Here is a 23812-nt window from a genome sequence, read left to right as displayed (position 1 = left end):
GCTCACTTCCTCCCGAACAGGCGCTTGAGCAGGCCGGGTTTTTCCGCGTCGATGAAGCGCAGGGGTTTGTCTTCGCCCAGGAAGCGGTCGATCACGTCCTTGTAGGCCTCGGACACATCGCTGCCGGCCATGTGCACCGCCGGCACGCCCTGGTTGGACGCTTGCAGCACGCTCTCGCTCTCTGGGATCACGCCGATCAGCTTGATCCGCAGGATGTCCTGGATGTCCTCCAGTGAAAGCATCTGGCCTTCCTGCACCCGGTTGGGGTTGTAGCGTGTGATCAGCAGGTGTTCCTTGATCGGCTCGCGGCCCTCGATGGCGCGCCTGGTCTTGCTGCCCAGCATGCCCAGGATGCGGTCGGAGTCGCGCACGCTGGAGACTTCGGGGTTGGTCACCACCAGCGCCTCGTCGGCGAAGTGCATGGCCATCAGCGCGCCCGTCTCGATGCCGGCCGGCGAGTCGCAGACGATGTACTCGAAGCCCATCGCGGCCAGGTCGGTCAGCACCTTCTCGACGCCGTCCTGCGTCAGCGCGTCCTTGTCGCGCGTCTGGCTGGCGGCCAGCACGAACAGGTTGTCGCACTGCTTGTCCTTGATCAGCGCCTGGTTCAGGTTGGCTTCGCCGTGGATGACGTTGATCAGGTCGTACACCACACGGCGCTCGCAACCCATGATGAGGTCGAGGTTGCGCAGACCCACGTCGAAGTCGATGACGGCGGTCTTGTGGCCGCGCAGGGCCAGGCCGGCGGAAAAGCTGGCGCTGGTGGTGGTCTTGCCCACCCCACCCTTGCCGGAAGTCACCACGATGATCTTGGTCATGAAAGAAGGTTTCCTTGTGAATTGAGGCGGTCCGCCATACCGTGGCGGGCCCGGGAATCAGGATGAAAGCGGCTCCATCACCAGGCGCTCGCCCTCGGGTCCGGCCACCAGGCGCACCTGGGTGGCACGGCCCCAGACTTCCGGGGGCAAGGCGTTCTCGGTGGTGCGGTAGATGCCGGCGATGGAGATCAGCTCCGGCTCCAGACTGAGCGCAAAGATGCGGGCATCGGCATTGCCACGCGCGCCGGCAATCGCCTTGCCCCGCAGGGGCGCATAGACATGGATGTGGCCGTCCGCAATGACCTCGGCGCCGGCGTTCACCATGGCCATCACCACCAGATCACGTCCTCGCGCATAGACTTGCTGGCCGGAGCGCAGCGGCTTGTCGATGACCAAGGCGGGAAGCTGCGCGCCTGCCAGTGGGGGCTCTGCCGGCGCTGCTGGCGGGCTCTGGCCGATGGCCTGCTGCGCGGTGGTGGCGGTTTTGACCGTTGCCGCGTCGGGCGCGCCGACCAGGCCGGCCGCCAGCGCGGCGGCAGCCTGCTGCGCAGTGCCGCCTTTGAAGGCCAGGGGCGCCAGCCGGTGGAAACGCAACAAGGCGATCAGGGCCACGAAATCGGGGCCGGGCGCATCGGCGGGCAAGGGGCTCAGATCAACCACCAGCGGATCGTTGTCAAAAAAATCCGGGATATCGCCGTACTGGCGGGACAGTTCGGCCGCGAGGGCGTCCAGATCGGTGGACTTCAGGCGCAATGCCACCAGAGGAAGATTCGCGCTCTTGATCTCGAACGTGGCAGGCGCGTTTCCTGCAATGGCAACGGACATGGGGGATGGAATGCTCGACGGAAAAGAGCCCGAATCTTACCAGTCGGGCCTGCGGCACCCGCAGGTAAGACCCGGTCACCAGCCATCCGCCCGTTGCCCCTCCCATCGATTCAGGGTATCTGCTTCGATCCGGTGGTGGAAAACTGGATTTTTTCTTTGAAAAACAAGAACTTGAAACTCAAGTCAAGCTGTGCATCAGGTGTTGAGATTGCCCATCGGGTGGCCACAAGACGGCTAGGGAACGGCGGTCTTGTCAACTACTTGTGCACAGCTGATCCACAGCTTGTTGTTTACAGCGGGTGGGTCACCAGCCGGAAGTCCGGATCGTCCGGATAGGCCTTGATGCTGTAACCCAGGCTCTTCATCAGCTTGAGCATGCCGGGGTTGTTGGTCAGCACCAGACCGACGATCTCGGTCAGGCCCTTTTCGCGCGCCACATCCATGATGCTCAGCATCAGTCGCGAGCCCAGGCCGCGGCCGCCGAAATCATCGGCCACCACCAGCGAGAACTCGCAGCTAGAGCTGTCAGGGTTGGTGATGTAGCGCGAGACGCCCACGATGCGGGAGGTCTCGACCATCTCGCCGTCCTCGCCGGCCTTTCGCTCGGTATAGACCGCGACCAGCGCCATCTCGCGGTCGTAGTCGATCAGCGTGAAGCGCGACAGCATCTGCGGCGGCAGTTCGTGCATCGACGAAACAAAGCGGAAATAGCGGCTCTCCGAGGACAGGCTGCGCACCAGGGTCTGCAGCATGTCGGCATCGTCCGGATGGATCGGGCGGATGGTGTATTGCTCGCCGCCGCGCATCGGCCAGACCTGCTCATGCTGCGCCGGGTAGGGCAGGATGGCCAGATGGTTGTAATTGTGGGTACGCCCGCCATGGGCCTGCTGGGCGTTGTCGATGACGATGCGCGCGTCCACCGCCACCGCGCCGGATTCGTCGACGATGATGGGGTTGATGTCCATCTCCCGCAGCTGGGGCAATTCGCAGACCATTTCCGAGACGCGCAGCAGCACGTGCTCCAGCGCGTCCATGTCCACGGCCGTGGCACCCCGCCACTCGCCAAGCGTCTCGCTCACGCGCGCGCGGTCGATCAGGCTGCGCGCCAGGAACTGGTTCAACGGGGGCAGCTCCATGGCCCGGTCGTTCATGAGTTCGATCATGGTGCCGCCGGCGCCGAAGGCGATCACCGGGCCGAACGGATCGTCGGTGACCAGGCCGATGTAGATCTCGCGGCCACGCTTGTGGCGCGCCATGTTCTGGATGGTCACACCGTTGATGCGCGCATTCGGCTGGTTGCGCTTCACCGCCTGCATCATGTCGTTGTAGGTGTCGCGCACACCGACCGCGTTCATGACGTTGAGCGCCACACCGTTGACATCGGATTTGTGGGTGATGTCGGGCGAGTCGATCTTCAGAGCCACCGGGAAACCCAGCTGCGTGGCGATCATCATGGCTTCGTTCGCGTTGCGCGCCAGGATGGTCTTGGTCACGGGAATGTGGAAGGCCGACAACAGCGCCTTCGACTCCATCTCGGTCAGCACGTTGCGGCGCTCGGCCAACACGCTTTCGATCAGCAGCCGGGCGCCCTCGATGTCGGGTTTGGCCAGGGTGGACAGCGGCGGCGGCGTCTGCTGCAGCAGCTGCTGGTTCTGGTAGAAGGAGGCGATGTTGCCGAAGGCGCCCACCGCCGCCTCAGGGGTGCGGAAGGTCGGGATCATGGCGGTGTTGAGCACCGTGCGCGCTTCGCCGACCGAGGCATCGCCCATCCAGCAGGTCAACAAGGGCTTGCTGATGCGGGCCTTGAAATCCGCCAGCGCAGCGGCCACTGCCGCGGCATCGCAGCCGGTCTTCGGCGAGTGGATGACGAGGATCCCGTCGATCTCCTTTTCCTTGCTGGCGGCGTCCAGCGCCAGCCGGTAATGTTCGGGCGAGGCGTCCTCGGACAGGTCGATCAGGTCGCACAGCGATGCCTGCGCAGGCAGGACGGCCTTGAGCGCCTCGGCGCTGGCCGCACTGAGCTGGCCGAGCTGCAGGTTGATCTCGCTGATCCAGTCGGCTGCCAGCACGCCCGGACCGCCCCCGTTGGTGATGATCGCCAGGCGACGACCGACTGCGCGGTAGCGGGACGCCAGGCACTTGGCGGCCGAAAACAGCGCCACGAACGAGCGCACCCGCACCGCACCCGCGCGCCGCAAGGCCGCATCGAACACGTCGTCGCTGCCCACAATGGCGCCGGAGTGGGTTCGCGCGGCCTTGTTGCCGGCGGTCTTGCGACCCGCCTTGAGCACCACCACCGGTTTGGCATTGGCAGCCGCCCGCAGCGCGCTCATGAAGCGGCGCGAGTTGGAGATGCCTTCGAGGTAGACCACGATGCTGTGGGTCTGCTGGTCGGAGGCCAGGAAATCCAGCACCTGCGCGATATCGACCGAGGTGTTCGGGCCGAGCGAGACCACGGTCGAGAATCCGACGGCGTTCTGGCTCGCCCAGTCCAGGATGGAAGAGGTCAGCGCCCCCGACTGCGACACCAGCGCCAGCGGACCGGGCGTGGCCATGGGTCCGGCCACACTGGCATTGAGGCCGGCACGCGGTCGCTGGAAGCCCAGGCAATTCGGGCCAAGGAGGTACATGCCGTGGTGACGTGCCAGCTGGTTGAGCTCACTGGCCAGCGTGGCGTTGATCCCGGTTGAAATGACGACCGCCGCGCGGCACTTGATGCGACCGGCAATATCGAGGGCCGCCGCCACGTCCTCATGGGGCAGTGCAATGATGGCAAGGTCGGCGCGGGTCTGCGCCAGGTCGGCCAGGGTGCCGGTGGTATGGATATCAAGAAACGTGAGGGTGCCGGAAAAGCGCTGCGCCCGCAGAAAGGTCAACAAGGTCTGGGCCTGGGGCGTCTGTGTGGTGGGATCGTCCCACTGGCCGGCAAAGACGGCGATGGATTCGGGAGAAAAAAGCGGGTGGAGGTAGTGCTTGTCCATGGAGGGTATTTCGGGCTTTCTGCGAATCTGGTCAGCATGAGCCCGTGAGTTTGAAAATCAGTCTGCGCCGATCAGGACCTTGACGTGGGCACCCACGCTGCGCGCCAGCGGGCTCAGCACGTAGCCGCCCTCCAGGCAGGAAATGATGCGGCCTTTGCAGTGCCGGTTGGCCACCTGCATGAGTTGTTTGGTGACCCATTCGTAATCGGCCTCGACCAGGCCCAGGTTGCCCATGTCGTCTTCACGATGGGCATCGAAACCGGCCGAGATGTAGATCAGCTCCGGGCGGAATGCGTCGAGCGCGGGCATCCAGTAGTCGGTGACGGCTTCACGGAACTTGTCGCCGCCGGAGCGGCTGGGCAGGCCGACGTTGACCATGTTCAGCCCTTTGGCCTCTTCCCCGTTGAAGGGGTACAGGCCCTTTTCGAAGATCGAGCACATGAGGACGCGCTCGTCCCCCTTGAAGATGTCTTCGCTGCCATTGCCGTGGTGAACGTCGAAGTCGATCAACGCCACCCGGCTCAGGCCATGCACGTCCAGCGCATGGCGGATGCCGACCGCCGTGTTGTTGAAGAAACAGAAGCCCATGCCAGCCGCATGCTCGGCATGGTGGCCAGGCGGGCGCACGCTACAGAACGCCGTGGGTACTTCGCCGGAGAGGACCAGGTCGGTGGCTTTCACCGCGGCCCCTGCTGCGCGCAAGGCGGCCTTCAGCGTCCAGGGGTTCATGTTGGTGTCGGGATCGACGTGAAAGTAGCCCTCGGTCGGCGCGTTCGCAAAGAGTTCACGCACATACAGCGAGGAATGCGCGCGACCCAATTGCTCCTCGGTGGCCAGCGGCGCATCGTAGGTGTGCATGTAATCCAGCAGGCCCTTGACCAGCAGGTGGTCGTTGATCGCTCCAAGGCGCTCGGGGCATTCAGGGTGATGGGGTCCCATTTCGTGGCGGGCGCAATCGGCGTGGGTAATGAAAGCGGACAGCAAACCAGTCTCCTCGTGTTTTATTGCTCGTAAACCCTGACATTGTTCATCCGCAAATCAGCCTTCGTCTTGATTTGAAGCAATTTTGCGCATATCCAGGGGTTTCAGGTGCATTTCAAGGGGTCTTTTTTCGGTCCGGGTTGTCCTTGCTTGTTCTTCTATAGGTATTACTTCTACATAGTCGTAGTAGTAAAGCACCCCCTTTTCTGTGGACAAGGCGCTTTTCCTGCCTGTTTTCAAGCACTTGCACGCTGTAAGCCCCTGTGGGCGGAGGGCTGTTGCGGGTGTAACGTCAAAAGGAACAACCTCGCGGGACGGGCCCGTCTTGTGGATAAGTCATGGCTTGTGCCAGAACTGTCCACAGCTTTGTGCTTTGACGGCGTTGAGCCAGGCCGATAGAGTCCGGCTCCATGAAGTTGCTTTACAAGTCGGCCTGGCTGCTGCTGGGTGCTGTGGTGTTCTTTGGCGGGGCGGGCCTGGTGGCCACGTGGGCGCCTGACAAGCCAGTGAGCGAGCTCACCGCGCGCTGGGCCCAGCCGCCATCGAAGTTCATCGAGGTGCAGGGCCAGCAGGTGCATCTGCGCGACGAAGGGCCCCGTGATCCGGGCGCACCCGGCGCGCCGCTGTCCTCGTTGCCATTGGTGCTGCTGCATGGCACTTCGGCCAGTCTGCACACCTGGGAGGGATGGGCGCGCGAACTGCGCACCGATCGGCGGGTGGTGCGGTTCGACTTGCCAGGCTTTGCCTTGACCGGGCCGAATGTCCAGAACGATTATTCGATTGCCTCCTATGTGAAATTCGTGACCGCAGTGGTGGACCAGCTGGGCATCCAGCGTTTTGTGCTGGGCGGCAATTCTCTTGGCGGCCAGATTGCCTGGGCTACGGCGGCGGCAGTGCCGCAGCGTGTGGCCGGCCTGATTCTGGTGGACGCCAGCGGCTATGGGGTGGACCCGCGCAACGCACCGATTGGTTTTCAGCTGGCGGGCATGCCGGTGGTGCGAGATCTGATGGCCTACACCTTGCCGCGTGGCGTGGTGGAGAATACCGCGCGCTATGTGTATGGGCAGCCCGAGAAGGTCACGCCCGAGCTAGTGGACCTGTATGTGGACATGACACTGCGTGCCGGCAATCGGCGGGCGCTGGCGCGCCGCATCGAGCAGGGCTACACCGGCGATCCGGCGGCGATCCGCAGCCTGAAGCAGCCCACGCTGATCCTCTGGGGTGGCCGAGACCGCCTGTTGCCCCCGGAGAATGGCCAGCGTTTTGCGAAAGACATCGCCAGCTCGCGTCTGGTGGTGTTCGACGACCTGGGACATGTGCCGCAGGAGGAGGATCCGGCGCGCACGGTGGCCGAGGTCAGGGGCTTTCTGAAGCAGCCGTGACGCGGGTGCTTTCAAGGCGTTCGCCCAGGAAATCCAGAAAACACCGTACGGCGGGCGCCAGGCCCCGGCGCGACGCAAAAACAGCGTGCATCAGACCCGGTCTCGGGTTCCAGCCTGGCAGCACCGACACCAGCCTGCCAGCCAGAAGATCCGGGTGGCACATGTAGTCGGGCAACAGGCCTACGCCCACCCCGCCGAGAATGGCCAGCTTGAGGGTCAGGAGGTCATCGGCGACCAGGCGCGGCTGATGCGTCCAGTCATGGGTTGCACCGTTCGGCCCCTGCATCAGCCAACTCGAGCGCCCGTCGGATGCCGACATCGCAACGGTGTCAAGGCGGTCCAGGTCGCCAACAGAGGTTGGCCAGCCCTGATGGTCGAGCTGGCCGGGTGTGCCGACAAGCAGGGTCTGGCTGTTGCCCAGGCGCTTGACGACCAGGCTGCCGCTGTCGTCCAGCGTGGGCCGTACGCGCAGCGCGACGTCGATGCCCTCTTCCACCAGATTCACGACGCGATTGGTGACGGCGATGTCCACGCGGACTTCCGGGTACCGCGCCATGAACGGCGCAACCACTTCGCCGACGATCGTCTGGGCCAAGGTGACCGGGCAGCTTACCCGCAGCACACCACGCGGCTCGGTGTGCACCTGGGCCACCACATCGGCAGCGGCTTGGGCTTCCTCGCGCAAGGCCACGCAGTGGCGAAGGTACTGAGCGCCCACGTCGGTCAGGGCGATCCGTCGGGTGGTGCGCTGGAGCAGCCGCACACCCAGGCGCCCTTCCAGTTCGGCGACCCGGCGCGACAGCCGGGAGGTTGGGAGGCCGAGCGCACGGCCTGCAGCGGCAAAGCCGCCACGTTCGGCGACTTCGGCGAAAAACAGCATGTCGTTGAGATCCTGCATCGGGCCTGATCGGGTTGATTGTTCTATTCTTAGAACAATCTATCGCAAATTTGCCATCTTATCAATCAAACAAACCATCCGCATACTTAGTATATGGTCGCCCTGTGCGGCTTCACCGGACCAAAGGACTTCATCATGAAACTGCTTCACATCGATTCCAGCATCCTCGGCGCCCACTCCGTTTCGCGCCAGCTCACCCGCGACATCGTCAGCCAGTGGCGCGCCAGTCATCCCGGGACCGTGGTCGACTATCTCGATCTGGCGGTGGACACGCCGAACCACCTGTCGGCTGACTCCATCGGTTTTCGCGCAGCGCCTGGTGCGGCACCGCTGACGGAAGTGCAAGAACGTGAAAACGCCGTGTCCGAGGCCCTGGTTTCCCAGTTGCTGGCCGCCGATGTCATCGTGCTGGGCGCACCGCTCTACAACTTCTCGATCCCCAGCCAGCTCAAGGCCTGGATCGACCGCATTGCGCAGCCTGGGCGCACCTTCACCTACACCGACAAGGGCCCTAAAGGTCTGGCCACCGGCAAGACGGTGATCATTGCGTCCAGCCGCGGCGGCAGCTATTCGACCACCGAAGCCGGCCGGGCCCTGGAGCACCAGGAGAGCTACCTGCAGACCGTGCTGGGCTTCATCGGCATCACCGATGTGCGCTTCGTGCGTGCCGAAGGCTTGGCCATGGGCGAAACTGCACGGTCACAGGCCTTGGCGTCAGCCCAGAGCGCGATCCGCGTCCACACGGGGGTTGCGGCCAACGAGTCCCAGGCGGCTGAAGCGGCCTGATGTCCCGAGGGAACCGCCCGGGCCCTGGCCTGGGCAGGCAGAACCGCCATCAACAGGCACTTTTTGTGCAATTCCCAGCGTCGGATGGACGCCAGACGCTACGAATAAGATAGCTAATGAAGGCGTTTCGATTGTTCCGACAGGGATCAGGCGGCGGGAGGCGTCGCCTGCGCGGGCGTGGCCCCCAGTTTCTTCCAGGCCTGGAAGCCGCCAGCGACCGACAAGGCTTTGGGGTAGCCGAGCGAACGCAGCAGCGAGGCGGCGGTCAGGCTGCGCCGGCCGCTGTTGCAGATGCACAGCAAGAGGTGGTCGCGCGCATGGTGCAGCTGGTTGATCATCCTGAAGAAGCTTTGTGCGTCCAGTTCCTTGGGCTCGCCAGCGTCCAGGATGTCCTGTTCGTCCTCGGTCAGGGTATGGCCGAGCATCAGCTTGACCTCGAACATCGGGATGTGAACGGTGTCGGGAATTGCGCCCTTCATCTCGATCTCGAAGGACTGGCGGATGTCGATCATCGTGGCCAGGCCGAGGCGGCACAGCTCCATCGCGGTGGGCAGGGAGATCTCCAGCGCGGCGCGCTCGTCGGCAGACATGTCTTTTTCGTCGGTCATCGGTGGGTCCGTTGGCAGGGCGGCTCGGGAAAGACGGCCGCACCGTGCATTGTCCCATTGCTGGTGATAGAAGAGGAGCGGTGTGGCCGGACGGTGATGTCTTGCCAGGGGACTGCCCGCTGTGCGTCGGAGCCCAGACGACGCGGGAAATCTGGCCGACCCTGGCCAGCTATTGTGGTCGAGTGTCAACCGCCACCGGTCAGCGAGGCCGCAATCAGGCGCTTGAACGGGGTGAAGCGCTCGCCCACGTGCAAGGCCAGGGTGCGCAGGGCGCGGGCGGGCGGGTTGTCGCGGGTGTAGAGCTGGGTGACGAGCTGCGTGGCCAGGTACAGCGGAAGGGTCGCGCGGCGCTGGGTCTGCTCGTAGCGCGCCAAGCCATCCGGTGCGGCGATGTCCGCCCCGCGGGCGTGCGCGGCCCGCACGGTGCCGGCCAGGTTGTCGATGCTGAGCAGGCCGAAATTGAAGCCATGGGCGGTGACCGGGTGCATGCCGACCGCGGCGTCGCCCACGCAGGCAAAGCGCTGCCCGACCAGCCGGCGCGGATACACGGCCACCAGCGGGTAGGCGTGGCGGGTGCTGGCCAGCGTCATGCGGCCCAGGCGCTGATCGAAGCGACGCGCCATCTCCTGGTTGAAAGTTGCCGGCTCCAGCGTGACCAGTGGGTCGATGTCCTGGCTGGGCAGAGTCAACACCACGGAGGAGCGGTGTTCGCCGGTTGCCGGATCGTCGTTCATGGGCAGCAGCGCCAAGGTCTGGCCGTAGCCAAACCACTCCCAGGCGGCATGGTGGTGGGGCTCGTCGTGGGTCATGCAGCACACCAGCATGCTGCGGCCGAAGTCGTGCAGGTCGGCGGCAATGCCCATCGCCCGCCGGGTGGTCGAGAACCGGCTGTCGGCTGCTACCAGCATCCTGGCTTTCAGCAGGACGCCGCTGGCCAGTGTGACGTGGGCCGCTTCGGCATCGGTGCGCACGCCGCTGACGGATTCGCTGGCCATCAGCGTGATGTCGGCATGCTCCTGGCGGGACTGCTGGACGCATTCGAACGCGGCGCGGCGGATCAGGTGGTTGGACACCAACCAGCCGAGTTCACTGCGCTTGCCCAGGGCATGGTCGATCACCATCGCGAAGGGCGAGGGCCCGTTCATGACACGGGCGTCGCGCAGCGGCGACAGCGCATGGGGCTCAATGCGTTCCCACAGGCCGAGCGTGCGCATGAGCTGCGCCGAGTGCTGGGTGAGGGCGATTTCGCGACCGTCAAAGGCCGGATCTTCAAGGGCCGCCAGCGGCTGTTGCTCCACCACGGCCAGGCGCAGGCCGTGCCCCGAGAGGGCACGCGCCAGGCACAGACCGGCCGGGCCCGCACCCGAAATGATGAGGTCGTAGTCCATGGCGGGCAGGGTAGCGGGCGGTTGGTGTGCGCAGGTTGACCGGGGTCAAGCTATGGCGCGAAGCCAGGCTATTTCTCCATGTACCACTGGATGATGTATTTGGCGACGAAGCCGACCATGCCGAATGCCAGCCCCAGGAAGAGCACGAAGGTGCCGAACTTGCCGGCCTTGGACTCCCAGGCCAGCTGCGCGATGATGAACAGCATGTAGAGCATGAACGCTCCCACGCCGAAACTCAGGCCGAAGGCGGCGATCTGCTCTTCCGTGAAGCCGAACATCAGGCCGTCTCCCCGGGCGCAAGGCGTTCGGGCAGCGACGAGGCGTCGACCAGATCGCGGTAGGCATGCCAGCTGGCATGCCCGAGCATGGGGATGACGAAGACCAGGCCGATCAGCAGCGAGCCCAGTCCGAGCAGGGTGAATCCCATGATCAGCGCCGCCCAAAGGGCCATCGGCGCGGGATTGACGAGCACCGCCTGCCAGCTGGTCAACACAGCCTGCATCATGTTGGCGCGGCGGTCCAGCAGCAGTGGCATGGCCACCACGCTGGAGGCGAACATGGGTGCGGCCATGACCCCTCCCATGGCAAGCCAGAGCTCGAACAGGTAGCTGTGGGGCGCAAGCACCACGTACCGGATGAAGTCCATGGGGCCCTGGATGGGCTGCGGCGCCAGCAGCGTGATCAGCGCGGCCGAGGTCAGCACCCATCCGGTCCCGGCCAGGGCCAAAAGGATGCCGAAACGCACCAGACACCAGTAGCCGCCGGCTTCGCTGCGCCGGGCGTGCTGCCAGCTGGTCCAGGTGCGCACCAGCAACGCGACGCCGACAGGCTCGTTGCGTTCCAGCGCGCGGCTCATGGCATACAGACTGGTGGCCAGCACAGGCGCGATCACCAGAAACCCCGAGAATGCGCCGGCCAGCAACCAGAACCGGTCGCGGGCGATCAGAACCAGTGCAGCGCCGAACAGGGCCAGAACGGCGCCGTGGGCAAAGCTCAGCCAGCCACAGCGCGCTATGTCTCGCCACGCCAGGGCCAGCCAATGAAGGGGCTGGCCGAAAGCGATCTCGCGAACAGCGGGCAAGGCCAGCGACAAGGATGTTGGGGGTGGGGTGGGATGGGGCACGGCACCGCGGAGCTTAGCGGCGCCAACCCGCCGGGTACTTGATCTGCATCAAGTTCCCGGCCGCCCGGTGGGCTGGGGGCACGTGGCCCTAGGTCGCTCAGTTCTTGGCAGGGCCCGGGCCATAGCCCATGCCGGGGCCCATACCCATACCTGGGCCCATACCAGGGCCGTGTCCCCGGCCCGGGCCGTACCCGCCACGTCCGCCGTGCATGCCGGCCCGCATCATGTGCAGGGTTTCGGTGTCGAACGTCTTTTTCTGCTCGGACGAAAGCACCGCATAGAAGGCCTTGGTGGCGTCGCCACGCTTGGTCATTTCGGCATTGCGCTGGGCTTTGAAGGCCTGCATCTTGTCGATTCGCTCGGGCGTGGTGAGCTTTTCCATTTCGGCGCGGAACTGTGCGCGATCGGCAGCGATCCGCGCCGGGGGTTGCATGGCCGCGGCAAAGGTGGTCCAGGCGCTTTCCTGAGCGGCACTCAGCTGCAGCTTGGCCTTCAGTGCTGCCATGACCTTGCCTTGGCGTTCGGCGCGATAGGCCTCGAACTTGGCGGGGTCGCCCTGTGCCATGCGACCCATGCCGGGGCCGCCCGGGCCGGGTGCGGGCGCGCCAGCCGGCGCTTGCGCGTAGGCTGTGGCGCCAAAAGCGGTGATCAGGCTGGCGATCAACAGGTGTTTGTAAGCGTGTTTCATTTGGGCTTCCTTTCTGAGAAGACGCCTGAGGAACGAGTTGTCGATCAGGTTGGAAGCCAGTGTGCGCCGGTCATGTATCGCAAGCATTGCGCTGCGATAAGAGTATGTAAAGTTGGGATGTCCCCGTCCGTCCGGCGCCGGCGACCGGACGGGGTTGCGCTCAGGGGCGGCGGGCGGTCGGCACGAAAGGTGCGCGACCCGCGATGTGGCGGAAGATGATGCGGCCCTTGGTGAGGTCGTAGGGCGAGAGTTCCAGCGACACCTTGTCACCGGCGAGGATGCGGATGTGGTTCTTGCGCATCTTGCCCGCGGTGTAGGCGATCAGCTGGTGACCGTTGTCCAGCGTGACGCGAAAACGCGAGTCCGGCAGCACTTCGTTCACCAGACCGCTCATCTCAATCAGTTCTTCCTTGGCCATCGCCATTACTCCTGCAAGCTGTGAATACGAACACCAGGGATGCCGGAGCGGGCGTGGCGCACGGGCGGCTCTCGCAGCGGCCATGCAGACCGGGGCGCAACGGCCCCCACCATCCGGCACCTTCTGGGGTGCACGGTTCACACTGGGCAATCCGGGCTTTGGACTGTGCTGCGCCTGGCGTCCAGGCGAGAAAGAATGAAAACTTCTTGTTGAAGGCGAAGTGTGAACGCAACCGACAATTATAGCGAGGCATGACCTCTGCAGTAGGGCTGCGCCCCTATGCCGTGGCCCGGATCAGACGAAACGACCGGCCTGGAAGTCCTCCACCGCCTGCATGAGTTCGTGTCGGGTGTTCATGACGAACGGGCCATACTGGGCGATCGGTTCGCGCAGCGGCCGCCCGGCAATCAGCACGGCGCGGGCCGCAGCGCTGGCGCGAAGCGTCACGCCGTCGCCCTCGTTGGCGAGGATGGCCATGCGGTGCAGGGGCACCTGGGTGCCCCTGCCTTGGGCGTCACCCACCTCGACCGTGCCGCGATAAACGTAGATGAAGGCGTTGTGGTCGGCAGCGAGGTGCTGGCTGAAGCTGGCGGTACCCGCGTGGAAATGAAGATCGAGGTACAGCGGATCGGTCGGCCAGGCGCTGGCCGCGCGGCGCATCGAGCCCGCCACCGGGCCCTGCGGGCCCACGCTATCTCCGGCGATCACGCGCACGGTGACGCCCTCGGCGGTCTGGAACTCGGGGATGTCGGCGCTCTGGATGTCGCGGTACCACGGCGCGCAGAGTTTGTCTTTGCCAGGCAGGTTCAGCCAGAGCTGAAAGCCCTCCATCACACCTTCTTCCTGCTCGGGCATTTCGCTGTGGACCAGGCCGCGCCCGGCGGTCATCCACTGCACGCCGCCGTTCTGCAGCAGGCCTTCGTGGCCGGCACTGTCCTTGTGGCGCATGCGCCCAGCGATCATGTAGGTCACGGTCTCGAAACCGCGATGCGGGTGGTCCGGGAAGCCGGCCCCATAGTCCTTGGGGTCGTCGCTGCCGAAGTGGTCCAGCATCAGGAAGGGGTCCAGCCGCTGCTGCAGGTCATGGGTGAGCACGCGGGTGAGCTTGACGCCCGCGCCATCGCGCGTGAGCTGGCCAGTGATGAGCCGTTCGACACGGCGCGGCTGGGTGACTGGGGCGGTGGACGGGTTCATGTCCGGATTACACCGCAGCGCGACAGCCCCTGCCGCGCTGCGGGTTTCGCTGCCCCGTCAGGTCTTGTTCTTCATCGCGCAGGTGTTGAAACCGAAGATGGCGTAAGGCGGGCACCAGCCAAGGGCACCGGTGGCCAGCAGCACGACGCCGAGCCAGCCCCACCAGCCGACGGTGCCGGTGGCGGCCAGACCGATCAGCACCAGGCCGACCACGATGCGCAGGATGCGGTCAATGCCGCCGACGTTCTGGGTCATGAAAAACTCCTTCAAGCAAATGGAAGAATGGATTGAACCGCAGGCAGGCTACTCCAGTCTGTGACACAAGTCACGCAGCCGCCTGGCGCGCGGGCATCAGGCCTGCAAGGCCGCGGCCATGGTGCGCAAGGCCGCACTGTCAATGATGTGGATGTGTTCACGCGCCAGTTCCACCCAGCCCTCACGCTCGAACCGGCGCAGCAACCGCGTGACGATTTCGCGCACGGTACCCAGCTCGTCGGCAAGCTGCTGGTGCGTGATGCCGATGTCCTGGCCACGGCCGAGCAGGGCGGCCGCCAACCGCTGGTCCAGCTTGCGGAAGGCCACTGCGTCGATCAGCCCGGTCAGGTCGGCCATGCGCTCGGCAAACAGGCCGAGCACCTCGTTGCGGAAGGCGGGCGCCTCCAGCCACTGGTTGAAGACGGGCGGTGGAATCAGCAACAGCGTGCTGGGGCGGGTCGCGACACCACTGGCGGAAAGCGGTTGGCTGCGGAACAGGCAGGCGCTGGAGACGAGGCACAGCTCGCCGGGCACCACCCGGTACAGCTCGAGCGAGCGCCCGTCGCCGGAGTGGCGCGAAACCTTGACCTCGCCTTCAAGGACCAGCGGAAAGCCCCGGCAAGGCGCGTTCTCGCTGAACAGTTCGGTGCCGGCGGGCACCTGGATCGGCGCGATGCCGCTGCCCGGCGCGTCGGGATGCGGGCTGCAATGCGCCAGGGCCGGATACAGGTCGGCGTAGCGAGGAGGCGCGGCGTTCATGGCGCGAGTCTAGCGCCGCGGCTCAATGGCAGTGTGGTCCCGGCGTGCCTGCCAGGTCGTCCAGGATCGGGCAGTCGGGCCGGCTGTCGCCGTGGCAGCTGGCCAGCAGGGCCTGCAGCGAGCGCTGCATGGCCTGCATGGACTCGATGCGCTGAGCCAGTTCGTCCACGTGGCGCTGGGCGATGCGCTTGACGTTGGCGCTGGCGCGGCGGCGGTTGCGCCACAGGTCGACCAGCTCGGCGATCTCGGCCATGGAAAAGCCCAGGTCACGGGCGCGCTTGATGAAGCGCAGCGTGTGCACGTCGGCCTCGGTGTACTGCCGGTAGCCGCTGTCGGTGCGCGCCACGCGGCCCAGCAGATCGAGCGACTCGTAGTGGCGCAGCATCTTGGCCGAAATGCCGGACAGCGCAGCGGCCTGGCCGATGTTCACCGGAAATGCGGTGCCTTCCAGATCGGGCGGGGCCATCCGCGGCGCCGGTCGGCGGGCCTCATGCGGCGACGGCATAGCCCTCTTCGGCAATTGCGTGGGCCAGGGCCTCGCGTGGCTGGGCGGACTCGACCTGCACCCGGTTCTGGGTGCGGTCGATGGCAACTTCGGCTTGCGGGTCCAGCTGCTTGATTGCGCGCTTGACAGCCATCTCGCAGTGGCCGCAGGTCATACCGGTGACGGTGAAAGTCTGGTTCATGAGGAATGCTCCTGGTTGCAATGAAAGCCACAGTCTGAACCTTTCCACGGTGGCAAGGTCAAGCGGTGAAATGGTCGACGGAGGTCAGGGGCCGGCGCGAAGGGTGTATTTTTGGCATTTTTGGGCCCTTCCCATCGTGAAATGGTCATGATGCGCTATGGTTTTGAAAGTGCTCTGACAGGCACTTGACCTTGCCATGGTGGGAAGGACTACGCTTCGCACCATGAACACGCCTGAAACCACTTCGCCCTCGATCGATATCGGCATCGGCGGCATGACCTGTGCCTCGTGCTCGTCCCGGGTCGAGCGCGCGCTGAAGAAAGTGCCCGGCGTGCAGGAGGCCACCGTCAACCTGGCCACCGAGTCCGCGCGCATCACCTTCGCCGCGGGCGAGCAGATGGAGGCGCGCCTGCGCCGGGCGGTGCGCGATGCCGGCTACGAGCCGCGCACGCCGGCGCAGATGGACGCGGCGGACGACGCTTCGCCCTGGGCCGGATTCGCCCCGGTGGCCATCGGACTGGTGTTGTCGGCGCCGCTCGTGCTGCCGATGCTCGGCGACCTGTTCGGCCAGCACTGGATGCTGCCTGCGTGGGTGCAGTTCATGCTGGCCACGCCGGTGCAGTTCATCCTGGGTGCGCGCTTTTACAAGGCCGGCTGGCACGCGCTGCTGGCCCTGACCGGCAACATGGACCTGCTGGTGGCGATCGGCACCACGGCCGGCTGGGCGCTGTCGATGTGGCTCTGGCTGACGGCCGCGCCAGGCACTTCGCCGCACCTGTACTTCGAGGGCTCGGCAGTGGTGGTGACGCTGGTGCTGCTGGGCAAGTTCCTGGAGGCCCGCGCCAAGCGCCAGACCACCACGGCGATCCGCGCGCTGCATGCGCTGCGGCCCGATGTGGCGCACCTGATCGGCCTGGATGGAGAAATGGAGGTGCCAGTGGCCGAAGTGATGGTCGGCGACCGCATCGTCGTCAAGCCAGGCGAGCGCTTTCCTGTGGACGGCGCGCTGCTCGAAGGCCAGACGCAGGTGGACGAGTCCATGCTGACCGGCGAGCCGCTGCCTGTGCCGCGCGAGCCAGGTGACAAGTTGACCGGTGGCTCGATCAACGGCGAGGGCCGCGTCGTGCTGCAGGTGACGGCGGTGGGCAGCGAGACCGTGTTGTCGCGCATCATCCGGCTGGTGGAGGACGCGCAGGCGGCCAAGGCGCCGATCCAACGCCTGGTGGACCAGGTGGCGGCGGTGTTCGTGCCGGTGGTGCTGGTGGTGTCGCTGGTGACCTTGTTGACCTGGCTGTGGTGGGCGGGCGCGCCATTCGAGACGGCGGTGATCCACGCGGTGGCCGTGCTGGTGATTGCGTGCCCGTGCGCGCTGGGGCTGGCGACACCGGCGGCCATCATGGCCGGCACCGGGGTGGCCGCCAAGTACGGCATCCTGATCAAGGACGCGCAGGCGCTGGAACTGGCGCACAAGGTGGACATCGTGGCCTTCGACAAGACCGGCACCCTGACGCTGGGCCGACCGATCCTGACGGCGCTGGTTCCTGTTGAGGGCGCGGATGAGGCTGAGCTTCTGATGGCCGCAGCGAGCCTGCAGAGCGGCAGCGAACACCCGCTGGCCCGCGCCGTGGTGGCGGCCGCGAAAGCCAAAGAAATGACGTTCGGCGCACCCGACAACGTGCGTGCCGTGCCGGGGCGCGGCAGCGAAGGCGAGGTCGACGGGCGCAGCTTCCTGATCGGCAGCCTGCGCTGGATGGAGGAGCTCGGCGTGGCGCTGAGGCCGCTGGCCGCGCGCGCCACCGAACTGCAGCAGCAGGGCGCGACGGTGTCGGCCATGGCCGAACGCACCACGGATGGGCTCGTGCTCCGGGCGTTGATGGCCTTTGGCGACGAACCCAAGCCCGGTGCGCAGGCGGCGCTGGCGGCGCTGCGTGCGCGGGGCATCAAGCCCATGATGATTTCCGGCGACAACCGGGGCGCCGCTGAAGCGATGGCGCGCCGGCTTGGCCTGCGGCCCGAGGACGGCGAGGTGATGGCCGAGGTGTTGCCCGGCGACAAGGCCGCGCTGGTGGCAAAGCTGAAGCAGGGGGGAAAGACGGTTGCGATGGTCGGGGATGGCGTGAACGATGCGCCGGCGCTGGCCGCCGCCGACGTCGGCCTGGCCATGGGCAACGGGACCGATGTGGCCATGCACGCGGCGGGCATCACGCTCATGCGCGGCGACGTGGGGCTGGTGGCGGCGGCGCTGGACATCTCGGACCGCACCGTGGCCAAGATCCGCCAGAACCTGTTCTGGGCCTTTGCCTACAACGTGGCCGGCATTCCGCTGGCCGCGCTGGGCTACCTGAACCCGGTGGTCGCTGGTGCCGCGATGGCGCTGAGTTCGGTCAGCGTGATGAGCAATGCCTTGCTGCTCAAGCGTTGGCGGCCGCCGGTGTGCGCGGACCGGCAGCTGCCGGGAGCGGGCTAGAACCGAAGTTCTTGACCTGAATCATGGCGGTTGGGCGGATTGACAGGCATTCTGAATACACTCGGCACCAGATATTGAGGAGACCGCCATGAAACACACCAGCCTTCAGATCATCCGGGACGAGCATGCATCTCTCGCGGCCATGTTGCAATCGATGCGGATGATGGTGGATCGTGGTCCGGCCGACAACGCCGAGAATTTCTTTGACGTGATGCGCGCGATGCTGTTCTACATCGACGAGTTTCCCGAGCGTCTGCACCATCCGAAAGAGTCCAACCTGCTGTTCCCGCGCGTCGCGAAGGCGGTGCCGCATGTGATGGGCACGGTGGACCGCCTGGAGCGGGACCACATGCACAGCGAGAAGTCGGTGCGCGACGTGCAGCGCCTGCTGCTGTCGTGGGAATTGCTGGGCGACTCGCGACGGCAGGCGTTCACCGATGCGTTCAAACAGTATGTCGACGCCTACCTTGAGCACATGCGGCTCGAAGAAGAGGTGATCCTGCCCGAGGCAGAGAAAGTGCTGACCGAGGCCGACTGGAAAGAACTGGACGCCGCGTTCGAGACCAACTGCGATCCGCTGACCGGCAAATACCCGCCCGACCCGGCCTACGACCGCCTGTTCACGCGCATCGTGATGCGCGCGCCGGCGCCGATCGGCCTGGGCAGCTAGCAGCCTGCGCTCAGTCGGCCAGCGTCGGGTAGTCGGTGTAGCCCTTTTCGCCGCCGCCATAGAAGGTGGCGCGGTCGGGCTTGTTGAACGGCCCGCCGCGCCGCAGGCGCAGCACCAGATCCGGATTGGCGATGAAGGGCCTGCCAAAGGCCACCAGATCGGCGCCGTTCTCCAGAGCTTGTTCGGCCATCGGGCCGTCGTAACCGTTGTTGACCATCCAGGCCCCGTTGCCGCCGGCTTTGCGCCACGCCTGGCGCAGGGCTGCGTAGTCGAAAGGCCGGTCCTCGATGTCGCGCGGACCGCCGGTGGAGCCCTCGATGACATGCAGGTAGGCCAGGTTCAGCGGGGCCAGATGCCGCACCACGTATTCGAACAGCGGCTGCGGGTGGGCGTCGATGACGTCGTTGGCGGGCGTGACCGGTGACAGGCGGATGCCGGTGCGATCGCCGCCGATGGTGTCCGCCACGCCGCGCGTGACTTCCAGCAACAGGCGGGCCCGGTTGGGGATGCTGCCGCCGTAGTCGTCGCTGCGGTGGTTGGAGCCGGTCTTCAGGAACTGGTCGATCAGGTAACCGTTCGCGGCATGGATTTCCACCCCGTCGAAGCCGGCCGCAATCGCGTTGCGCGCCGCATGGCGGTAGTCCTGCACGATGCCGGGGATTTCTCCCGCGTCCAGGGCGCGCGGCTCGGACGTGTCGGTGAAGGTGGGCACACCGTCCGTGATCAGCACGGTCTTGGTCCTGGCCCGAATCGCCGAGGGCGCGACCGGCGCCTGCCCGTGGGGCTGCAGCGAGGTGTGGGAGACGCGCCCGACGTGCCAGAGCTGGACCACGATCTTGCCGTCGGCCTCATGCACGGCATCGGTGATGCGTTTCCAGCCGTCGAGCTGCTCGGTGCCGTACAAGCCGGGCACATCGGCATAGCCCTGGCCCTGCGGGCTGATGGCGGCCGCCTCGGTGATCAGCAGGCCGGCGCTGGCGCGCTGGCGATAGTAGGTGGCCATCAGGGGCGTGGGGATGGCATCGGGGGCGCGGTTGCGCGTCAGGGGCGCCATCACGATGCGGTTGGCCAGCGACAGCGCGCCGGCAGTGAATGGGGTGAAGAGTGCGGACATCTTGGGGACCAGGGTTCGAAACGGGACCGAAACGTTGAGGGTACACAGTTTTTTCGTGCAGGCGGCAGAATGGGCGTCACATGACGGACTCGACACGGCTTTCCCTGGATCCCGGACCGGACCGCACGTGGTCGCTGCGGGGCCTGGCGCTGGCGCTTTCTCTGGGTGCTGCGGTGTCGCTCGGCATCACCCGGTTTGCCTATGGGCTGCTGTTGCCGGCGATGCGCGCCGACCTGGGCTGGAGCTACACGTTGGCCGGCGCGATGAACACGGTGAACGCGCTGGGCTACCTGGGCGGCGCCCTGCTGGTGCCGCGGCTGTTGCGCCGCGTCAAGCCGGCGGCACTGTTGCTGTGGGGCGCGCTGGCGGCCAGCGTGTTCATGGGCCTGAGCGGGTTTTTTGTCGAGGCCGCCCCCTTGCTGGCGCAGCGGCTGCTGGCAGGGTTTGCGAGCGCGCTGGTGTTTGTGTCCGGCGGGTTGCTGGCGGCGCGGCTGGCAGCGCTGGAGCCCTCGCGCGCAGGTTTGCTGATCGGGCTGTACTACAGCGGCACAGGGTGGGGGATTCTGGTGTCAGCCTTGCTGGTGCCCGCGGCGCTGCAAGCCGCGATAGGCGTGCCGCACGGCTGGTCCTGGGCCTGGTGGGCACTGGCGGGCGTGTGCCTGCTGGCCAGCTTCGTGCTCGGCCGCTCGGCCAGATTGCTACAGCAACAGGAGCATAAAACGGCCACTGGACGCTGGGATCATACGATTTCAGGCTTGAAACCGGTGTTCCGGTGGCGTCCGCTGGGTTTCGCGCTGGCCGGATACGGCCTGTTCGGGGTCGGCTACATCGGGTACATGACCTTTGTAGTGGCGTTGCTGCGCGAGCAAGGCGTCGGCGGTGGCGCCGTGACCTTCTTCTATGCATTGCTGGGCCTTGCCGTGGTGGCCTCGTCGCGCATCTGGGCGGCTCTGCTGGACCGTGCGCGCGGCGGTGGGGCGTTGGCCGCGCTCAACGCCTTACTGGGCGTCGCCACCCTCGCTCCGGCCCTGACCTCGGCATGGCCGGTGGTGCTGGGCTCCGGCGTGTTGTTCGGTGCGGTGTTTCTGTCGGTGGTGGCGTCGACCACGGCATTGGTGCGCCACAACCTGCCCGCGGCACTGTGGCCGGCTGGCATCAGCGCCTTCACGATCGTGTTTGCGGGCGGCCAGATCGTCGGGCCGACGTTGGTGGGCTGGATCGCCGATGGTCCGGGCGGACTGGGCCGCGGGCTGGTGTTTTCAGCCGGTGCCCTGTGGCTGGGGGCGGCGCTGGCCGCGCTTCAGAAGCCGCTGGCGCGTTCGGACTCCGCGCACTGAGCCGGATGCCGGCGGTCAGGTTCAGCGAACCACGAGCACCGGGCGGGTGGACAAGGCCACCACCTTGCCGGCGACGCTTCCGAGCATCAGTTTCTGCACGCCGCTGCGGCCGTGCGAGCCAATGACGATCAGGTCCACCGCAAGTTCATCGGCCAGTTCGACGATGCCACGCGCGGGCTGCATGTTTTCCACCAGTTGGGCCTGGAACTGCACGCCCACGGCGGCGGCCTGGTCGCCCAGTGCGATGAAGACCTTGGTCGAGGCCTCCTGCGCCGCGCTCATGTAGGACTGGAAGGCCATCGGGTTGACCTCACCGATGCCAATGTACGGATACGGGTCCACCACGTAGGCCGCGGTGACATGGGCCCCATGGACGCGGGCGAGTTCCAAGGCCTTCTTGGCGGCGTGTTCGGCGCTGGCGGAGCCATCGGTTGCCAGAAGGATGTGCTTGAACATGGAGATACCTCTTTCGACAAGGACTGTTGAATGGGGAGGATTCTGCGCCGATGGTCGGCGGCGGTCTTGATTTGGGTCAAGTGACAGGCCGGGTGGGGCCTTTGCTCTGGGGCGTCAGGTCTTGTAGCTGGCGTCGGTGCGGTCCAGTTTTCGGATCAGCGAGGGCCAGACGAAGGCGCCGCCGAGACCGCCGGTCTGCACCCGCATGGCCTCGGCCACGCCTTGGACGATGGCCGGGTTGACCGCCGTCAGGCTGTCCATGCCGTTCTGTCCGGCCAGCGCGTCGACCTGGATGCGGCAGGTGTTCTCGAACGTGAACATGCTCAGGAAGGTGTCGGCAATCGTGCGGCCCACGGTCAGCAGCCCGTGGTTGCGCAGGACCAGGAAGTTGGCGCTGCCCAGGTCGGCCTGCAGGCGCGGTTTTTCGTCGTCGCGGAAGGCCACGCCTTCGTAGTCGTGGTAGGCCAGCGAGCCCAGCACGAAGGTGCTTTGCTGGCTGATCGGCAGAATGCCGTGCTTCTGCGCGCTGACGGCCACGCCGGCACGGGTGTGGGTGTGCAGCACGCAGCCGGCCTCGGGCCGGGCCTCGTGCACCGCGCTGTGGATCACGAAGCCGGCCGGGTTGACCGGGAAGGGTGTGTCGTGCAGCTTGTTGCAGGCCATGTCGACCTTCACCAGGCTCGACGCCGTGATCTCGTCGAACATCAGGCCATAGGGGTTGATCAGGAAATGATGGTCGTCGCCGGAGACCGACTCGGGCAGCTTGGCGCTGATGTGGGTGAAGACCAGATCGCTCCAGCCATACAGGGCCACCAGCCGGTAGCAGGCCGCGAGGTCGCAGCGCAATGCCCACTCTTCAGGGCTGACGATGTCTTTCAGGGACGGGATGTGCATGGATTCTCCGAGGACAAAACGGGCATCAGACCCGCGTTTCAGTGGACGGCCCGTCGCATCTGCGACGCCGTGCGGTACTCGCTGGGGCTGACGCCCGTGTGCTCGCGGAACACCCGGCTGAAGTGCGACAGGTTGTTGAAGCCCCAGGACAAGGCGATGTCGGTGATGGCGCGGGCGTCCTGCGCGTCGTGGCGCAGGTCGCGGATGCAGGCGTCCAGGCGCTGGCGAAGAATGGTGCTGGCCAAGGTTTCGTCGCCAGCGGCGAAGGCGTTGTGCAGGTGGCGTTTGCTGCAGTTGAGCGCCTGCGCGATGCGGTCGATGGAGAGCAGGGGGTCGCGCAGGTTGCGGGCCACGTAGGTGAGGATGCGGTCTTTCAGGGCCTCGCGCTGGGTCACGGCCGTGGCCTGTCCGGCCAGTTCCAGCAGCGACAGGCGAACCAGCTGCATGATGAGCTCGCCCGCGCCACGCGCCGCGTCCTCGCTCATGTTGGGCAGTTCCTGCCAGGTGCTGCGCATGGTGTCCAGCGCCACGCGCGAAATGCCGCGTGCGGCGCCAACCTGGCGCGCCATCAATTCGTCGAGCTTCACGCCGCGTTCGACCATCTGCTCCTTGGGCAGCATGACGATCAGGTGCTCCACGTGCTCCGGGTTGGCGATGGCGTAACTGCCGGTGGTGTCGTAGATCACCCAGCCGCCTGATCGCGCGCCGGCCTGGCGGCTGTGCTGCTCCACACTGGCCGAGCCCTGCCAGGGCGCCACGATCTTCAGGTAGCCGGTTTCACTGCCGCGCGCCATATGGGGCGTGCGCAGCACGCGGTGCCGGTTGGCTTCGAGCCGCGTCAGGATCACGTCGCCCGCGCGCGAAGAGGCCATGTGGCCGTCGAAATCGGTGTCGCCGTAGAGGTCGGAGTCCAGTCCGCCGAAATGCCGGTACACCCATTCGCGCCACTGCGGCGCGCGGTCGCGTGGCGTGAGATCGTCGGTGCTGAGGACCGTGGACGCAGTCATGAGGGCTCCGTGGCGTGGGGGACTGTGGGCGGATTATGGGCGTGGCGCGCGCCGCGTGCCGATCAATGGATTTAGGG

Annotated in this window: 26 protein-coding genes; 5 read left to right on the top strand and 21 right to left on the bottom strand. The window is 66.1% G+C overall.

The genetic code is table 11. The features are described from left to right. Window positions 1-2 precede the first annotated feature (2 nt). The 5 genes from minD to ACMUOY_RS01945 form a co-directional block, all read right to left on the bottom strand. On the bottom strand, window positions 3-818 hold the full coding sequence (minD, locus tag ACMUOY_RS01965; protein WP_413890537.1) for a septum site-determining protein MinD: 816 nt from the start codon (window positions 816-818) through the stop codon (window positions 3-5). 57 nt (window positions 819-875) lie between these two features. Beyond that, the gene (minC, locus tag ACMUOY_RS01960; protein WP_413890535.1) at window positions 876-1643 is read right to left on the bottom strand and encodes a septum site-determining protein MinC; all 768 of its coding nucleotides are present in this window, start codon (window positions 1641-1643) and stop codon (window positions 876-878) included. Window positions 1644-1933: 290 nt separating this feature from the next. After that, the gene (locus ACMUOY_RS01955; RefSeq protein WP_413890533.1) at window positions 1934-4624 is read right to left on the bottom strand and encodes a GNAT family N-acetyltransferase; all 2691 of its coding nucleotides are present in this window, start codon (window positions 4622-4624) and stop codon (window positions 1934-1936) included. Between the two features lie 57 nt (window positions 4625-4681). Then, window positions 4682-5608, bottom strand: coding sequence for a histone deacetylase family protein (locus ACMUOY_RS01950; RefSeq protein WP_413890531.1), 927 nt, complete (start codon window positions 5606-5608; stop codon window positions 4682-4684). A gap of 54 nt (window positions 5609-5662) precedes the next feature. Then, entirely contained in the window at window positions 5663-5821 is a 159-nt protein-coding gene (locus ACMUOY_RS01945) for a hypothetical protein (RefSeq protein WP_413890529.1), read from the bottom strand. Window positions 5822-6015: 194 nt separating this feature from the next. Here ACMUOY_RS01945 and ACMUOY_RS01940 point away from each other — a divergent pair, with 194 nt between their 5' ends. Further along, window positions 6016-6987, top strand: a complete 972-nt coding sequence (locus tag ACMUOY_RS01940; protein ID WP_290732998.1) for an alpha/beta fold hydrolase — start codon at window positions 6016-6018, stop codon at window positions 6985-6987. Here ACMUOY_RS01940 and ACMUOY_RS01935 read toward each other — a convergent pair. Then, the gene (locus ACMUOY_RS01935) at window positions 6962-7885 is read right to left on the bottom strand and encodes a LysR family transcriptional regulator (RefSeq protein ID WP_290732996.1); all 924 of its coding nucleotides are present in this window, start codon (window positions 7883-7885) and stop codon (window positions 6962-6964) included. The two genes, ACMUOY_RS01940 and ACMUOY_RS01935, sit on opposite strands and share 26 nt — an antisense overlap. Window positions 7886-8020: 135 nt before the next feature. Between ACMUOY_RS01935 and ACMUOY_RS01930 the strand changes: the two genes are divergently transcribed. Next, the gene (locus ACMUOY_RS01930) at window positions 8021-8671 is read left to right on the top strand and encodes an FMN-dependent NADH-azoreductase (protein ID WP_290732994.1); all 651 of its coding nucleotides are present in this window, start codon (window positions 8021-8023) and stop codon (window positions 8669-8671) included. 146 nt (window positions 8672-8817) lie between these two features. Here the strand turns inward: ACMUOY_RS01930 and ACMUOY_RS01925 are convergent, their stop codons facing one another. The 11 genes from ACMUOY_RS01925 to ACMUOY_RS01875 form a co-directional block, all read right to left on the bottom strand. Next, on the bottom strand, window positions 8818-9279 hold the full coding sequence (locus ACMUOY_RS01925; RefSeq protein ID WP_290732992.1) for a rhodanese-like domain-containing protein: 462 nt from the start codon (window positions 9277-9279) through the stop codon (window positions 8818-8820). Between the two features lie 185 nt (window positions 9280-9464). Beyond that, a complete protein-coding gene (gene ubiM, locus ACMUOY_RS01920) occupies window positions 9465-10667 on the bottom strand; it encodes a 5-demethoxyubiquinol-8 5-hydroxylase UbiM (RefSeq protein WP_413890525.1) in 1203 nt (400 codons plus the stop codon). 68 nt (window positions 10668-10735) lie between these two features. Then, the gene (locus tag ACMUOY_RS01915) at window positions 10736-10948 is read right to left on the bottom strand and encodes a DUF2788 domain-containing protein (protein WP_413890651.1); all 213 of its coding nucleotides are present in this window, start codon (window positions 10946-10948) and stop codon (window positions 10736-10738) included. Continuing rightward, on the bottom strand, window positions 10945-11790 hold the full coding sequence (locus ACMUOY_RS01910) for a DUF2189 domain-containing protein (RefSeq protein WP_413890523.1): 846 nt from the start codon (window positions 11788-11790) through the stop codon (window positions 10945-10947). Before ACMUOY_RS01910 ends, ACMUOY_RS01915 begins: the two co-directional genes overlap by 4 nt. Before the next feature lie 97 nt (window positions 11791-11887). After that, window positions 11888-12478 carry a Spy/CpxP family protein refolding chaperone gene (locus tag ACMUOY_RS01905; RefSeq protein ID WP_413890521.1) on the bottom strand — a complete coding sequence of 197 codons (591 nt, stop codon included), beginning with the start codon at window positions 12476-12478 and terminating at the stop codon, window positions 11888-11890. A gap of 160 nt (window positions 12479-12638) precedes the next feature. Further along, the gene (infA, locus tag ACMUOY_RS01900; protein WP_413890519.1) at window positions 12639-12896 is read right to left on the bottom strand and encodes a translation initiation factor IF-1; all 258 of its coding nucleotides are present in this window, start codon (window positions 12894-12896) and stop codon (window positions 12639-12641) included. A gap of 294 nt (window positions 12897-13190) precedes the next feature. Next, on the bottom strand, window positions 13191-14090 hold the full coding sequence (locus tag ACMUOY_RS01895) for a pirin family protein (RefSeq protein WP_413890517.1): 900 nt from the start codon (window positions 14088-14090) through the stop codon (window positions 13191-13193). A 57-nt stretch (window positions 14091-14147) separates the two neighbouring features. Further along, entirely contained in the window at window positions 14148-14345 is a 198-nt protein-coding gene (locus ACMUOY_RS01890) for a DUF2892 domain-containing protein (RefSeq protein ID WP_413890515.1), read from the bottom strand. Between the two features lie 96 nt (window positions 14346-14441). Then, entirely contained in the window at window positions 14442-15104 is a 663-nt protein-coding gene (locus tag ACMUOY_RS01885) for a Crp/Fnr family transcriptional regulator (RefSeq protein ID WP_413890513.1), read from the bottom strand. Between the two features lie 22 nt (window positions 15105-15126). Beyond that, the gene (gene cueR / locus ACMUOY_RS01880; RefSeq protein ID WP_413890511.1) at window positions 15127-15570 is read right to left on the bottom strand and encodes a Cu(I)-responsive transcriptional regulator; all 444 of its coding nucleotides are present in this window, start codon (window positions 15568-15570) and stop codon (window positions 15127-15129) included. A gap of 22 nt (window positions 15571-15592) precedes the next feature. Beyond that, entirely contained in the window at window positions 15593-15790 is a 198-nt protein-coding gene (locus ACMUOY_RS01875) for a heavy-metal-associated domain-containing protein (protein WP_413890509.1), read from the bottom strand. 223 nt (window positions 15791-16013) lie between these two features. On the opposite strand from ACMUOY_RS01875, the gene ACMUOY_RS01870 reads away from it, so the two are divergent. Together ACMUOY_RS01870 and ACMUOY_RS01865 are read left to right on the top strand one after the other, a co-directional pair. Further along, the gene (locus ACMUOY_RS01870) at window positions 16014-18257 is read left to right on the top strand and encodes a heavy metal translocating P-type ATPase (protein WP_413890507.1); all 2244 of its coding nucleotides are present in this window, start codon (window positions 16014-16016) and stop codon (window positions 18255-18257) included. An 88-nt stretch (window positions 18258-18345) separates the two neighbouring features. Continuing rightward, window positions 18346-18927, top strand: coding sequence for a hemerythrin domain-containing protein (locus ACMUOY_RS01865; RefSeq protein ID WP_413890505.1), 582 nt, complete (start codon window positions 18346-18348; stop codon window positions 18925-18927). A 10-nt stretch (window positions 18928-18937) separates the two neighbouring features. Here ACMUOY_RS01865 and ACMUOY_RS01860 read toward each other — a convergent pair whose 3' ends face one another. Beyond that, window positions 18938-20041: an alkene reductase gene (locus tag ACMUOY_RS01860; protein WP_413890503.1), complete on the bottom strand. Its 1104-nt coding sequence runs from the start codon at window positions 20039-20041 to the stop codon at window positions 18938-18940. Between the two features lie 80 nt (window positions 20042-20121). Here ACMUOY_RS01860 and ACMUOY_RS01855 point away from each other — a divergent pair, with 80 nt between their 5' ends. Next, window positions 20122-21378 carry a YbfB/YjiJ family MFS transporter gene (locus ACMUOY_RS01855; RefSeq protein ID WP_413890501.1) on the top strand — a complete coding sequence of 419 codons (1257 nt, stop codon included), beginning with the start codon at window positions 20122-20124 and terminating at the stop codon, window positions 21376-21378. Between the two features lie 21 nt (window positions 21379-21399). On the opposite strand, the gene ACMUOY_RS01850 is transcribed toward ACMUOY_RS01855, so the two are convergent. From ACMUOY_RS01850 to ACMUOY_RS01840, 3 genes are all read right to left on the bottom strand, one after another. Continuing rightward, window positions 21400-21834, bottom strand: coding sequence for a universal stress protein (locus ACMUOY_RS01850; protein ID WP_413890499.1), 435 nt, complete (start codon window positions 21832-21834; stop codon window positions 21400-21402). A 114-nt stretch (window positions 21835-21948) separates the two neighbouring features. Next, window positions 21949-22728 (bottom strand): class II aldolase/adducin family protein, encoded by a 780-nt coding sequence (locus tag ACMUOY_RS01845; protein WP_413890497.1) that lies wholly within the window; start codon window positions 22726-22728, stop codon window positions 21949-21951. Between the two features lie 38 nt (window positions 22729-22766). Next, window positions 22767-23735 (bottom strand): helix-turn-helix domain-containing protein, encoded by a 969-nt coding sequence (locus ACMUOY_RS01840; protein WP_413890495.1) that lies wholly within the window; start codon window positions 23733-23735, stop codon window positions 22767-22769. Window positions 23736-23812: the final 77 nt, after the last annotated feature.

It is taken from the genome of Candidatus Skiveiella danica, from assembly GCF_022705245.1.
GTDB lineage: Bacteria > Pseudomonadota > Gammaproteobacteria > Burkholderiales > Burkholderiaceae_C > Skiveiella > Skiveiella danica.
The sequence above is the reverse complement of the archived record's forward strand: the minus strand, read 5'-3'. Positions and strand labels throughout refer to the sequence as shown.